Origin of the sequence: Pseudophaeobacter sp. 1A09344 (assembly GCF_041008745.1) — a bacterium.
Taxonomy (GTDB): domain Bacteria; phylum Pseudomonadota; class Alphaproteobacteria; order Rhodobacterales; family Rhodobacteraceae; genus Phycobacter; species Phycobacter gallaeciensis_A.
In genome coordinates this window covers 1-12,671 of sequence record NZ_JAXGFS010000014.1, presented here as the reverse complement: position 1 = coordinate 12,671, position 12,671 = coordinate 1, and the positions used below count along the sequence as shown (strand labels likewise).

Below are 12,671 nucleotides of genomic sequence, written 5' to 3'. Positions count from 1 at the left end.
AGACGCCGATAACACCCTCAAATATCTACTTTTTAGATAACAGATTTCATCCGCTAGCGACGTCACAAAAGGTATGTGACGCGTGGCAAAGACAATCAGAAGCACGGGACAGGTGGCACTCTGCCAGGCATTGGTCGACGCCCGCATCAAGGCGGGCCTCGGTCAGGAGGACTTGGCGATCAAGCTCAAGTGCCATCAATCCCTCGTGGCGCGCATTGAAAGCGGCCAGCGCCGGGTCGACGTCGTCGAGCTGGTCGTTCTGGCGCGCGCCATCGGCTTTGACCCCTTTGAAGTTCTGGCGATCGTTGAAGCCGCCACGGAGCCCGACCACAGGATTTGAAGCCAATGAATTGTTGAGAACACGGGAACCCATTTTCCCGGTCTGATGATCATTTCCCCATCAAAGACCAGTTAGCCAACATCAACGAAGCCCGGCGCGCGGTCGTAGTGAACGCTCTGCAACCCCACGCCGCAATTCGCAGCGCCACAGTGCAGGAAGTCAGTAAACAGTGAACGAAGATAAGGGTGAGGGCGTCGCGATCGCCAATCTGATCGGGACCGATGGGTGCAGTGTTGTTGGTTGGGTTTATCGCTGGAGGACAGGCTCACATGCGGTGATGTGGGGCGTCCAAGGGCCCCAGCCGGTATCGGAAACCCGGCCGGATATAAGTGACGAACAGAAGCAAGAAATCGACTTCGATGCGCTGACGAGGATCGGAAGAAGCGACGACGGGTGAACAGAGCGAACCCGCGGTGTTTGCCTAAACGCCAAACAGCATGTGGACCGCGAAGCGTATGCGGTGCGGTCGTGCAAGCCAAAGAAGCCGTCTTCCATGACAAATCTACGTGGCGGCAGGTCAGTAGTTCACCTGCTCGAACCCGTAGTTGCCGTCATAGTCACGCCAATCGACGAAGACGGATCGGTGATAAATGCCAGGGCAATGCTCGCCCCAACGTTCAAGTCCCACATGGGCCTCGGGCATGGCAGTTATCGAAGATCGCTGCCATGAGAAATCGCCTTGGGTCCCGTAGGTGCCGAGGACCACGGTCGCGCTTCGGTTACAATCCCCATCGCGCCCGGACTCGTGCTGTCGTGCATACCGTACATCGAAGACGCGGATGGACCGCACGAAATTGAACTCTGGCCCGCTGATATCGATGTCCGCGCGGTCCTGAACGAGCCGCAGGGCGAGGTCGGTGGGAACGAGATTATCTACTAGCAAGGATTGAAGCGGTCGACGGCTGTCCGTTCGGTACAAGGCTTCAAAGATGCCGCCAGCGTTGTTTTGTAACCGATCGTTCTCGTAGGAGGCGCCCATGGGACAGCGCCAGATTTGCAGCGGTGGTTCGACCGGCCAAGGTGTAATCCGCCGGATAAATTCGGCGCGGGCTCGGGCGCAAGGGACGGAAGCAGGCCAGCCGCCAGACAGGCACAAGAGGATCGCGCAATCGATCGGGTATGTCTGCGCGCGGGCAGGTATTGGCAGCGAAGAACCTGTCACGGTCAAAGCGACTGCGACCGAGGGGAGGAGCTTCTTGAGTAAATGGCGCATGCTGTGGAGCCTCCGTGATAGGAGTTCAGCATACATACAATAATATACTATCGCAACGCTAAGTATAAAGTCGCATAATGAAGTTTATGTAAAATAAACATCCTCTACCTCAAATTTACACCACATGGTAGGTGCAACTTTAGGCTAACGTGGTTGACCTGCCCCCCGCTGGTCCCTGGCTCATTACGAGAGTCTGCGGGTTTGATTTTGGTAGTCGTCGGTTTCGGGCTTGGCAAGCGCGGCGGGCGCGGAGCCCTCAAATAGCTCAAGCGCCTGCCGCGCTTGCTTTGGCGTTCTGTTCCCCAGCGAAGAGTGCGGCCTGACGTTGTTATTATCGTAACGCCACAGCGCCAGTTTGCGGCGGGCATCGTCCAGGGTATCGAACAGCTCTTCATTGAGGAGTTCGTCCCGCAGACTGCCGTTGAATGACTCGATGAAGGCATTCTGCTGCGGTTTTCCTGGGTCGATGTAATGCCAATCCACGCCGTTCCTGTCGGCCCACTTCAGGATTGCCTGGCTGGTGAATTCCGTGCCGTAGCACGTCGGGAAGAAGCGCCGCAGAGAGGTTATGGCCACGCGCGCAGCCCCCAAATAGCGTAGCGGGTGGCCATAACCGGGTCTCAGGTCTCAACAGTGGTTTTGCGTAAACCACACCGCTGAGGAGACCGGCTATGACCGCTACCCATTCTATTGCTTCGACCGTGCTGGTCGCCATCGACATTTCCAAGCACCGGCACGAGGTGCTGATTAGCATTCCCGGCAAGAAGCGCCGTCGCCGATTGACGATCACAAACACGCTGGAGGACTTTCAGCGCCTGGCCACTTCTCTTGCCAGCTACGAACTGCCGGTACGGATCGGGTTCGAGGCGACCGGTAATTATCACCGCCCTCTGGCACACCATCTTGGCCAAGCCGGGTTCGACCTGAAGCTCATCTCTTCTGTCGGATTGGCTCGGACGCGCGAGGCCTTACATAACAGCTGGGACAAGAACGATCCAAAGGACGCCCAGGTCATCCTGCACATGCTGGAGATCGGAGCGGTGCAATTCTTCCACGACCCACTGGTCACCGGCACCGCCGACATTCAGGAGCTCTCCAAGACCCACGAGATCGTCTCGCGTTCGAAGACCGAGCTGTGGCACCGGATCCTGACACATTACCTACCGCTATACTTTCCCGAGGCGGAGCGTTTCCATCGCAGTTCGCGGACCGATTGGTTCCTGGCGTTTCTGGAGAAGTACCCGACGCCGCACATGATCTCGACCATGAGCAGGGATGCTTTCATCGCCGATGCGTGGCAGGTAGTCGGTCGGAAGGTCTCCAAAGAACGCCTGCTTTCAGATATTTACGCCACGGCCGTTAGCTCGGTCGGCCTGCCGGTTCATCCAGATTCCGATGCCGTTCGTATGTTTCGTCTTGTACTGGCCGAAGGGCGCAGCCTCGTCCGCCAACGCAATGAGATCGAGGCTCGGGCTGTCGAATTGTTATCTGATCACCCCGACTACCAGCTTCTGACGACCATCCCAGGCATCGGTCCGATCAACGCGATGACGATCCTGGCCGAGGCAGGCGACTTGCGTCGGTTCCGGCACCACCGCCAGTTTCTGAAGTTCTGCGGGATGGACCTCGCCACCGTGCAGTCCGGCATGTTCCGCGGTCAGAGTAAAATCTCGAAGTACGGTAATGCCCGGCTGCGACGCACGCTCTGGATGGCAGGACAGACGGCCGTGCTGAAGCGGACCAACAGTTTCCGCGACAAGTTCGAGCGATACATCTCGAAGGATCGACACAATGCCCATCTGCGTCGCAAGGCCTACACCGCGATCGCGGCCAAGATGGCGCGCACCGTACACGCCGTAGTCAAACATGGCGAACCCTATCGCCCCTTCTTTGAGGGGGTGAGCCCAGGCGGAAGGACCTCTCTCTGACAAGAGCCGTGGAGGCAGTTCGCTGACCTCGTAGATAATGTTCGGGCTTTCTGCTTGGGATTTCGGATCTCGTCTTAAGGACGGTGAAGGCCGCCAGCGCGCGTACGTTGTGTTTGCTATGGGAGAGACCACTTCTTGACGGCAGAGCCCGTCTGGGCAAATCTAACAGGGTATCCGGTTCGCCGGATGCCCCATGACCTGCTGACCTAAGCAGCCAGAATTTCCCGACATAGGACGTTATCGCTGACAATGCAAGCGGGTTTTCCGTAGATCCGGACCAGCGCGTCCAGCTCCCGGGCAACGCGCTCACCTGAAATGCTGGTGTCCGCGGCCAGGCACAGGTTTTCCCGGCAGCAGTCATCGTTCACGGCCAGGATACGGAACTTCCGCGAGGCGCCGAAGCTGTCCGCCAGGAAGTCCAGGGACCAGCGCTGGTTCGGCCGTGTGGCTTCGGGCGTCGGCGTGCGTGAGCCCCGGGCGCGTTTGCGGCCCCGCCGCCGCTTCACCGCAAGGCCTTCTTCCCGGTAGAGACGGTAGAGTTTCTTGTGGTTCATGATCATGCCTTTGCGCTCGAGCAGCACGCCGATCCTCCGGTAGCCGAACCGGCGGCGTTTGCCAGCAATCTCCTTCATTTCCTGGCGGATCTCGGGATGGTCAGGCGGGCGTTCGCGCCGGACCGTCTTGGGGTCGACACCGACAAGCCGACAGGCCCTGCGCTGCGAGATATCATGATCCCGCATTGCATTGAGCGCTGCCTCTCGCCGCTCTTTCGGTGTCGTTAGCTTTTTCCCAGCAGGTCTTTCAGAACCACATTGTCGAGCATCGTATCTGCCAGCAGCCGCCTCAGCTTGGCGTTCTCATCCTCCAGCGCCTTCAGCCGTGCGGCCTCCGACACCTCCATGCCGCCAAACTTGGACTTCAGCTTGTAAAAGGTCGCCGGGCTCAGGCCGTGCCGACGGCACACCTCCGCCGACGGCATCCCGGCATCCTGCTCTTTGATCATCCCGATGATTTGCGCCTCGGTGAAACGGCTCTTACGCATTCGTCTGCTCCTACATAGGTTGGGCAGACTCTACTTCATGGTGAGGGATTTTGCGGGGGGCAGGTCACTTCCTAACCGGGATCGCCGCGATTGCAGCGTCACCACTCTCAAGTTCGCATCAGCCCATGTGCCACGTATTTTAACGGGGTCAAGCCCACCAATAAGCCATCGGCAACTGCCCCTCCGGTGAAGTATAGCACAAGCTGTTTGTCCCGCGCACAGGCGGGCTGCGGCCAAGAACGTTCCTAAGAAACAGCCGGTTCGGGCGGAACAGGTGCCAAGGCGTAACCCAACGTCTTGGCACGCCGCTGGAGGTTGGTGAGAACGCGCTGCCGGTGCCTCTCGTCGTATGCTGCCGCGCCCTGATCCTGATAGGTCATACCGTGCCGGATGGCGTTGTAGAACAGGACGGCGATCTTGCGGGCGGTGGCCGTCACCGCCTTTTGCTTCCCGATCCGCGCCGAGAGGCGGCGGTAGAAGGCACCCAGGGCGGTGTCGCTGCGTCCAATGGTCGTGGCAGCTAATCGCAACAAGGCCGCCGCCCGGCTTGAGGAGCGCCGCGTCTTTGAAGACAGTAGTTTGCCACCAGAGATCTTGTTGCCCGGCGCCAGACAAAGCCAGGAGGTGAAGTGCTTCGCCGTCTTCCAGGCGCGCAGATCGGTTCCGCACTCGGCCACCAGCTTCAGCGCCAGCGAAGGACCGAGACCGTGGATCTGGGTCAGGTCGGTTCCCAACACCCCATAGAGCGCTGCCCGCACGTCGAAGGCCGGTGCATTGACCTGCCGACCTTTGATACGGGCCTTCGGCAGCGGCGGCAGGTCTTCCACTGCCTTGACTGTCAGTGCGGCAACAGCCTCTTCCAGCCTGTGATCGGATTCCTGGATTTTGGCTTTGTAGACGTCGTAGAGGTCGAGCGACTGCGCCAGGGCGAAGACGTGTTCCGCCCGGTCATTGCCCACAAGTGCTGCCCGGATCGTCTCAGGCGAGGATTTGCACCGCACATCCCGGTGTTCGGCCAGCATGTCCGGATCGCGCTCACCCGCGACGATGGCACGGATGATCTTCATGCCGGTCGCGCCAGTGATGTCGGAGACCACGTGATGCAGTTGCAGGTTCATCTCCATCAGGGCCTTTTGCATGTGCTGAATATGGGCGGCCGCATACTCGGTCAGCCGCTCGCGCTGGCGCATGTAGGCACGCAATGTCGCGATCTCCGCGTCGGGGCGGAAGCTGCCGCGCAGAAGGCCATAGGAATGCAACTGGCGCAGCCACCCCGCATCGCTGACATCGGTTTTGCGGCCGGGCACGTTCTTGGCGTAACGGGCGTTTACCAGGATCACCTCGAAGCCTCGCGCTTCCAGGATCTCGAAGGCCGGTATCCAGTAGACGCCCGTCGACTCCATCGCCACGCTGGTGACGCCACAGTCCGAGAACCAGTCGGCCAAGGTGTGAAGGTCTTGGGTGAACGTGCCGAAGGCGCGCACCGGCATGTCACAGCTGGACGGATTCACCGCAGCCATATGCATCGTTGAGCCAATATCGATCGCGGCCGCATTGGGGTTGACCATCTTCAAATCCGGGTGGTCGCCGGTCGTGGACTTGGGCATGACATCTCCTCCGCTCAAAACGAAGGGCGTGGGCCATGCAAGTTCGTCATCTTCCTAACCGGGATCACCACGACAGCGGTGTCACCACTCTCAAGTGCGCATCGACCCATGTGCCACGTTTTTTAACGGGGTCTGACCCTCCAAAAAGCCATCGGCAACTGCCCTTCGGGCGCAACATAGCACAGGCTGTTACTACCGCGCACAGGCGGCCTGCGGCCCGGAACGGTTTTTTAGGATGTCGCGCTCCTGTTTCAGCACTGCGTTCTCGCGTCGCAACCGCTTCAACTCAGCATGCACGTCGACCGAAGCCTCGACCGGATCACTGGCATCCCGCTCGCGACTGAGCCATCGCGTCAATGTCGAAAGTCCAATCCCCAGATCTTCCGCGATCTCCCGCCGCGTCCGACCGCTGGTCAGTGCCAGTCTGACTGCTTCCCGCCGAAACTCCGGCGTCGGTCTGTTGCCATTTCCCATAGAACACCTCCTGGTTCCTCAGTTGGTGCTCTCCACTTTTTCAGGGCAAGTCCAGTCTTCCCCATCAACGGCCGCCTGCGAGATGAGTGCCTCAACGAGCACCTGTTCGCAAACCTGCGCCACGCCCGGGAGCTGATCGCGTCTTGGCGTGACGATTACAATCACCATCGCCCCCAAACGAGCCTCGACGGGCTCACTCCGTGGGAGTATCGCCAACGGTCAACAGAGGACCAAACACTGAACAGAGCGAACTAACAACCGGGGACTCAAAGGGGAGCAGGTCATCCGGTTTGCGCCATTTGGAAGTTTGTATGCCCCAGCGATGGTCAGCATTGACCTCTCGGCAATACATGTGCCGAGATCTCCAGCGTTCCGTGCCTGAAGTTCAAGAATACAGTTGGATGGTCGCCTGCGTCGAGGTCTTGTTTGAGATCAGTCAACCGCGCGCCGATGTGGGAACTTGAGAGGTCAAGTACTTCCCCTTCATCCACGCCAAATCCATTCTGCGTGATCGTCGAACCCTCGAGATCTTTGAAGTATAACTCACCACCCGAAGACACATCGGATGCGACCCCATCTAGGAACACCATCTCGGCCGAATTGTTCTCGAACACCATCTCAATATCAGCATCGCTACCTTGAGGACCGCTGGTAACGCACAGTTTGCTTACGTAGACGCCGTGAAGACCTTCCAAGGACTGCTCGACGCCATCCGCGTGTGCAGGCAGAACAGTTACTGTCGACCAAATTAGTCCCATCACCAAAGCTTGCCGGGCAAAGCGCATCATGAAGTTCCTTCGATTTCAGAGAATTGTGGGCGACTACTCCACTGCTTCACGCTCAAGCCATGGATTGCTCTTCCACATTTCATCAAGAAATTTTCGTACTCTCTTGATCGCAGTCTGACATCGGAAGAATTTTGGTAATAGAGAATGAGTTCTCGGAAAGGACTGGAAAAATCTTTGAAGGCCGCAATGACTGCCACCAAGGCGCCAAGTGACAATCGGCCTTCAATAACAAGCCAGCCGCCAATCGAGTAAAGCAGAAAAGGCGTCAATGACATCAGAAAATTACTGATTGCCTTTTGCAAATACTTCGCGCGCTGCAATTCAAGTCTCGTGTTTCTAAGCTTATGGGCCGCTGAGAGTGTTTTGCGAGTGATGTATCGGCCAGATACATCACCGGTTTGCTCCCCGAGAACGTCTCCGAATGCGCGAACAGCACGAATGCGGGCTCTCATCCGTTTGTTTACCCATCTTTGCAAAATGGGTATGATAAACAGTTGAACAGGTACTAATGTCATCGCTGCGGCTCCCAATATCGGGTCTTGGATGAACATGAACAGCAGGACAGTGACTAAGGTGCCGCCTTGAAATACAGGCGTCGCCAGAACATCTCCTGCAAACCCGCCGATAGGTTCAATTTCACTTGTCGATAGTGGGATGACTTCGGTTCTACGCTGGCCTTCCGGTGCGCGGCGCCATGCCCGGTAAAGCACCAGGCGCAGCCTCAAAAGCGTTCGTTCTCCGATCTCCCCCTTCTTGATGTTAATACAATACTTGATCGCGCCGCTCACGATCAGGGCAATAAGATACAAGATAGACAAGAGGCCAAGAAACTCTAGCTGTGTGTATTGAAAGTGAAAAACATCAACGGGGAAATGGTTTGATTCGATGGCTCCGTTGACAATACGTTTTGGTAGTTCAAGTGTCGCATACAGAACTGGTTGTGCTAACAAACCAAGGAAAATAACGGTAACCTGTTCATGCCAGCGCAGCCCTATCAAGCGGCGAACAAGAGCAAACTCCATACGATCTTCAACGGAAAACAGCCTGTTTTGAACTACACTTCTGGTAATCTGGACCAGGAATATTAGGAAACATAGTAGCGTAGCGAGAGGCGCAACCACCAAAACAAGTTGCAGCACCACATGCAGCCATTGGGGAGGGTTTTCAATGATGCGAAATCCTATCAAGTCCGCAATATGATGTGTCCAGCCCAAAAGACCGGAAATTGTAAACGCGTCGATTTCCAGAGCCGTACTCATTGGGTGTCCTTAAATCGGCCGGCAGAGGAGCGGCCCTGGAACCTAAACATCGCGTCTATTGCTTCATAAGCTCTGTTACGATGTATTTTCCGTTGATTTTCTCAACGACAAAATGAATTTGAGTACCTTTACGAAGACCTTTCATCATCGCAGGCTTTGCAACTGCATAACCCATTTCCATCGCTGGCATGTTGATGTTTTCGAGTGGGCCATGGTTGATTGTCACCACATTTGATTTGCGATCCAGATTCGTAACGGTGCCCATCGACATGTCGTGGTTACCGCCGGCCAATGACGCTGTTGCAGCAATTGCCAATGCGGCTGCGAGTGAGAGAATCTTCATGTTTTGTTTGCTCCTTTGTGAGGCAAAAAATCGGTTTCTAGAGTCGAGGCTTTCTTGATTTCAAAACAGGCAAGCTCTGAGTTTTGGCTGAAAATCACCGAAGAATTTCACTCTGACTACCGGGCTGAGCCCGACGGCTCTGTTTAAGTTGGCAGTGTGAACGGTCCTGGCATTTCTACCTTTAATACCCAGTGCCTTGCTTGGCTTTTAGCCGTGATCACCTAATGATAGTAGAGCTAATAATCCCAAACAAATCAATACTACTAGGTCAGTTAGAAATGTATCAATTTGTAAGGTTTACACGGACGAGTACCATCTATAACCGTAGCTTGAAGCCCCGCAGAAAGAGATCGATGCAGTCCGGAATGATAACCAAGATACTTGGCGTTTTGTCGCTCGCTCTTTTTGTACTGACCGGCTTTCCAACCGCGTCTGTTGCCGTTGAGGCCAAGCCTCTGACATACACCAAGGTTTGTGCAGAAGCGAGTTCAGCGCACACTTCGGTGGTCAATGATCCGAATGAGCACCACCACACCAGTTGCTTTGGATCGATGGCACATTGTTTGATTGCGGCCACAACGATATCGACGCTTTGTGCGCCAAGGCCGGAGCCAACCTCGGGGACCCCAAGGGTCGCGGAATTACAATTGAACGAGAGTCGTGTTCTGGAGGTTAAATCCCCTCCTCCGCGTTTCTGAGTACCTTTACCTCTCTCAGATGTTGCCGCGCGTATAGGTATCAGCATTAGCGCTTTGACAGTGCATTTGCATAATTTGCTGCCGGTTACCGGTAGAAAATTTCAACATCTTGATGAATCAACTCGGCCATTCTGACGACCTTCAGTTTGGCAAACTCCAATAATTTGACCACTAAGGAGAAGAAAATGCGTCTCTTTAACGCCAGTTTTCTTGCACGCTCAGACACTGCGCTAAGTACATCGGAGCATTTGTCGGGTAGCCTTTCTCGGCGACAATTCGGTTTGGCTGCCGCGGCGGCTCTTGCAATGCCATCTGCTTTGCAGGCTCATCAAAACCCGACGATTACATCCAAAGGAACGTATGACATTACAGTCGATCGGGTGCGGATCGATACGGGCGACTTCCGTAAGACGGGTGTCGGTTACAACAATAGCCAGTTCCCAACCGTCCTCCGTTTTAAGGAGGGTGAAGAAGTCACGATCAACGTCAAAAACAATCTAAACGAAACCACCTCCATTCACTGGCATGGGTTGATCCTACCGTTTACTCAAGACGGCGTACCTGGGATTAGCTTCAACGGAATCCCCCCCGGGGAGACCTTCACCTATCGGTTTCCGATCACCCAGGCTGGCACCTATTGGTTCCACAGCCATTCCGGGTTCCAAGAACCCGACGGTGCTTACGGGGCCATTGTGATCGAGCCTCGCGGAGGTGAACGGGTGCGGGCAGATCGTGATTATGTCGTTCAGTTGGCAGACAATCACCCGCACTCCGGCAGGAAAATCATGCGCAACCTCAAGCGAATGCCTGACTACTACAATCGGTCGCAGCGCACGCTCCAAACACTCGTAAAAGACTCGCGCGCTGACAGTCTGCAAGCAGCCCTGCAGGAACGCGGGATGTGGGGCAGAATGCGCATGATGCCGACCGACATCGAGGACGTTCAGGGGTTCACGGCGTCAATCAACGGCTGGAGCACCTCGCAGAACTGGACCGGCTTGTTCCGTGCGGGTGAGAAAGTTCGACTGCGTTTCATCAACGCGTCCGCGATGACCTATTTCGATATGCGGATTCCGGGGCTCAAAATGACTGTGGTCCAAGCGGACGGGAATGATGTTAAGCCGGTCACGGTAGACGAACTCCGTATTGCTGTCGCCGAAACATACGATGTCATCGTTCAGCCGCGTGAGAACAAGGCTTACAGCATTATCGCGGAATCGGTGGGACGTACCGGTATGGTGCGGGGCACTCTTGCACCAAGGGAAGGTATGGCGGGCGCTGTGCCGGCGATGCGGTCGAAACCGCTTCTCACCATGGCCGACATGGGCGGTATGATGGGTGGTATGGATCACTCCAACATGGCTGGCATGGATCACTCCAACATGGCTGGCATGGACCACTCCAACATGGCTGGCATGGATCACTCCAACATGGCTGGCATGGATCACTCCAACATGGCTGGCATGGACCACTCCAACATGGGCGGCAGGTCGGAACCCAGCAGTGTCGACCCCTCCTATGCCAATGGCAGTGGTTTGATACCGAGGGCCTACAATGGTGGGAAATTCCTGTCCTATGCCGATCTCACGGCTGCGCGGCCCAAATACAAGTACAGGAAGCCGTCGCGCACCATCGAATTGCGTCTTACGGGGAACATGGAGCGTTACATCTGGTCGATCAACGATGTTAAATTCAATGATGCGGAGCCGATCGTCCTGAAGTACGGAGAACGCGTGCGCATTCGCTTCATCAACGAAACGATGATGGCGCACCCGATGCACCTGCACGGTCTTTGGTCGCTCGTGGATATGGGCAAAGGGTCTCGCAACCCAATCAAACATACCGTCAATGTGAACCCCGCCATGACGGTGGACATAGATGTAGAGGTCGATGAGCCTGGTCAATGGGCGTTCCACTGTCACCTCTCATACCACGCTGATGCTGGCATGTTCCGCAAAGTCGTAGTGCGCGGCAGGCCGGCATAAGTGCCTCGAATACGAAGGGAAAGATCAATGCAAAACATAAAGATAGCTAGCGCTGCAGGCATGATACTTGCAGCCGCTTCGGCGGCTCAAGCCGAACCGCTCATCTACGGGTTTCAGGCAGAGCGGTTGGAATATCGAGACGGTGACAACGGCGAAAACGTCTTTGTATGGGATTTCGATTTCGTCGTTGGAACAGACGATTTGAAGCTCGTTTGGCGGAGCGAAGCCGAAATCGCGGAAGGATCTGGCGACTTCGAAGGCTTGGAAAACCAGTTGCGGCTGCAGTTCCCGATTTCGACCTTCTTTGACGGTGTTGTCGGTGTCCAGGCAAGTACACCCGATGGTTTACCGGATCGGTATAATGCGGTGTTAGGCTTTAAAGGTCTTGCTCCTGGTTTCCTAGAGATTGATGCTGACTTCTATTTATCCGATCACTCGTTCTTTCGCTTTGAAGGGGAGTATGAGGGTCTAATTACAAATCGGCTCATCTTGACGCCCAGCATCGAATTGACGGTCCCTCTTGAGGATGATCTTGCTTATGATCAAGCGTCAGGTGGTGCAACAATGGAAGCCGGGTTGAGGCTTAGTTATGATCTGGTTGATCGTTCTTTCTCACCTTACATAGGGATAAACTACGAAAAATCCTTTGGTGGGACGGCTGATCTTATTCGTGCAAGCGGAAAGGAAAACGGCGTTACCTCTATTGTTTTTGGGACGCGCCTGATGTTTTAACGCTAAACCGCCCCTTCTGAACTGAAGGGGCGGTTCAATCTGCCTGTATCAACAGTTGGTCGCAAGTTGATCTATGAAACAATCTGCATCTGTGCTGGAAACGGAAGACTAAGATTGTACGTGAATTGACTTTCTCTTATCAAACTCCTCGATTTCAGGTGAGCCTGCTCTCGAACTGAGGAAACTGAGCTACTCCCCGATCGTTGGACAGGATCTGGCGTAGTTTAAGCTACTCTCTGCCGCTGCTGACCAGGTTGGGTTT

9 protein-coding genes and 4 pseudogenes are annotated in these 12,671 nt (G+C 55.6%); 5 read left to right on the top strand and 8 right to left on the bottom strand.

Translation table 11 applies throughout. The features are described 5' to 3' along the window. The first annotated feature begins 82 nt into the window (after window positions 1–82). A complete protein-coding gene (locus tag SM765_RS19545) occupies window positions 83–340 on the top strand; it encodes a helix-turn-helix domain-containing protein (protein WP_073038001.1) in 258 nt (85 codons plus the stop codon). 517 nt (window positions 341–857) lie between these two features. On the opposite strand, the gene SM765_RS19535 is transcribed toward SM765_RS19545, so the two are convergent. Both SM765_RS19535 and SM765_RS19530 read right to left on the bottom strand, forming a co-directional pair. Beyond that, window positions 858–1,553 (bottom strand): hypothetical protein, encoded by a 696-nt coding sequence (locus tag SM765_RS19535; protein ID WP_290559369.1) that lies wholly within the window; start codon window positions 1,551–1,553, stop codon window positions 858–860. A gap of 183 nt (window positions 1,554–1,736) precedes the next feature. After that, window positions 1,737–2,144: pseudogene (locus SM765_RS19530) on the bottom strand (integrase core domain-containing protein); the annotation flags it as partial. An 80-nt stretch (window positions 2,145–2,224) separates the two neighbouring features. On the opposite strand from SM765_RS19530, the gene SM765_RS19525 reads away from it, so the two are divergent. Beyond that, the gene (locus SM765_RS19525) at window positions 2,225–3,481 is read left to right on the top strand and encodes an IS110 family RNA-guided transposase (RefSeq protein ID WP_368981699.1); all 1,257 of its coding nucleotides are present in this window, start codon (window positions 2,225–2,227) and stop codon (window positions 3,479–3,481) included. 236 nt (window positions 3,482–3,717) lie between these two features. Here SM765_RS19525 and SM765_RS19520 read toward each other — a convergent pair. From SM765_RS19520 to SM765_RS19510, 3 genes and pseudogenes are all read right to left on the bottom strand, one after another. Further along, window positions 3,718–4,523 (bottom strand): annotated as a pseudogene (locus SM765_RS19520) (IS3 family transposase); the annotation flags it as partial. 245 nt (window positions 4,524–4,768) lie between these two features. Continuing rightward, a complete protein-coding gene (locus SM765_RS19515; protein ID WP_274831103.1) occupies window positions 4,769–6,130 on the bottom strand; it encodes an IS110 family RNA-guided transposase in 1,362 nt (453 codons plus the stop codon). A gap of 228 nt (window positions 6,131–6,358) precedes the next feature. Next, a pseudogene (locus tag SM765_RS19510) lies at window positions 6,359–6,604 on the bottom strand (transposase); the annotation flags it as partial. A 66-nt stretch (window positions 6,605–6,670) separates the two neighbouring features. On the opposite strand from SM765_RS19510, the pseudogene SM765_RS19505 reads away from it, so the two are divergent. Beyond that, window positions 6,671–6,859 (top strand): annotated as a pseudogene (locus tag SM765_RS19505) (integrase core domain-containing protein); the annotation flags it as partial. A 71-nt stretch (window positions 6,860–6,930) separates the two neighbouring features. Here the strand turns inward: SM765_RS19505 and SM765_RS19500 are convergent. The 3 genes from SM765_RS19500 to SM765_RS19490 are packed head-to-tail and all read right to left on the bottom strand — an operon-like array spanning window position 6,931 to window position 8,994. Continuing rightward, window positions 6,931–7,392 (bottom strand): hypothetical protein, encoded by a 462-nt coding sequence (locus tag SM765_RS19500; RefSeq protein WP_274831104.1) that lies wholly within the window; start codon window positions 7,390–7,392, stop codon window positions 6,931–6,933. Continuing rightward, window positions 7,389–8,651, bottom strand: coding sequence for an ABC transporter ATP-binding protein (locus SM765_RS19495; protein WP_274831105.1), 1,263 nt, complete (start codon window positions 8,649–8,651; stop codon window positions 7,389–7,391). Before SM765_RS19495 ends, SM765_RS19500 begins: the two co-directional genes overlap by 4 nt. A gap of 55 nt (window positions 8,652–8,706) precedes the next feature. Further along, window positions 8,707–8,994, bottom strand: coding sequence for a copper-binding protein (locus tag SM765_RS19490; protein WP_274831106.1), 288 nt, complete (start codon window positions 8,992–8,994; stop codon window positions 8,707–8,709). A gap of 883 nt (window positions 8,995–9,877) precedes the next feature. On the opposite strand from SM765_RS19490, the gene SM765_RS19485 reads away from it, so the two are divergent. Then, on the top strand, window positions 9,878–11,677 hold the full coding sequence (locus SM765_RS19485; RefSeq protein ID WP_368981698.1) for a copper resistance system multicopper oxidase: 1,800 nt from the start codon (window positions 9,878–9,880) through the stop codon (window positions 11,675–11,677). Between the two features lie 27 nt (window positions 11,678–11,704). Continuing rightward, complete coding sequence (locus SM765_RS19480; protein ID WP_274834323.1) at window positions 11,705–12,409, top strand: copper resistance protein B; 705 nt, start codon at window positions 11,705–11,707, stop codon at window positions 12,407–12,409. Window positions 12,410–12,671 lie beyond the last annotated feature (262 nt).

Excerpts from the sequence above, each read along its gene's own strand:
- SM765_RS19490 (WP_274831106.1), bottom strand. The coding sequence starts at position 8,994 with ATGAAGATTCTCTCACTCGCAGCCGCATTGGCAATTGCTGCAACAGCG.
- SM765_RS19485 (WP_368981698.1), top strand. The coding sequence starts at position 9,878 with ATGCGTCTCTTTAACGCCAGTTTTCTTGCACGCTCAGACACTGCGCTA.
- SM765_RS19480 (WP_274834323.1), top strand. The coding sequence starts at position 11,705 with ATGCAAAACATAAAGATAGCTAGCGCTGCAGGCATGATACTTGCAGCC.
- SM765_RS19495 (WP_274831105.1), bottom strand. The coding sequence starts at position 8,651 with ATGAGTACGGCTCTGGAAATCGACGCGTTTACAATTTCCGGTCTTTTG.
- SM765_RS19515 (WP_274831103.1), bottom strand. The coding sequence starts at position 6,130 with ATGCCCAAGTCCACGACCGGCGACCACCCGGATTTGAAGATGGTCAAC.
- SM765_RS19535 (WP_290559369.1), bottom strand. The coding sequence starts at position 1,553 with ATGCGCCATTTACTCAAGAAGCTCCTCCCCTCGGTCGCAGTCGCTTTG.
- SM765_RS19500 (WP_274831104.1), bottom strand. The coding sequence starts at position 7,392 with ATGATGCGCTTTGCCCGGCAAGCTTTGGTGATGGGACTAATTTGGTCG.
- SM765_RS19525 (WP_368981699.1), top strand. The coding sequence starts at position 2,225 with ATGACCGCTACCCATTCTATTGCTTCGACCGTGCTGGTCGCCATCGAC.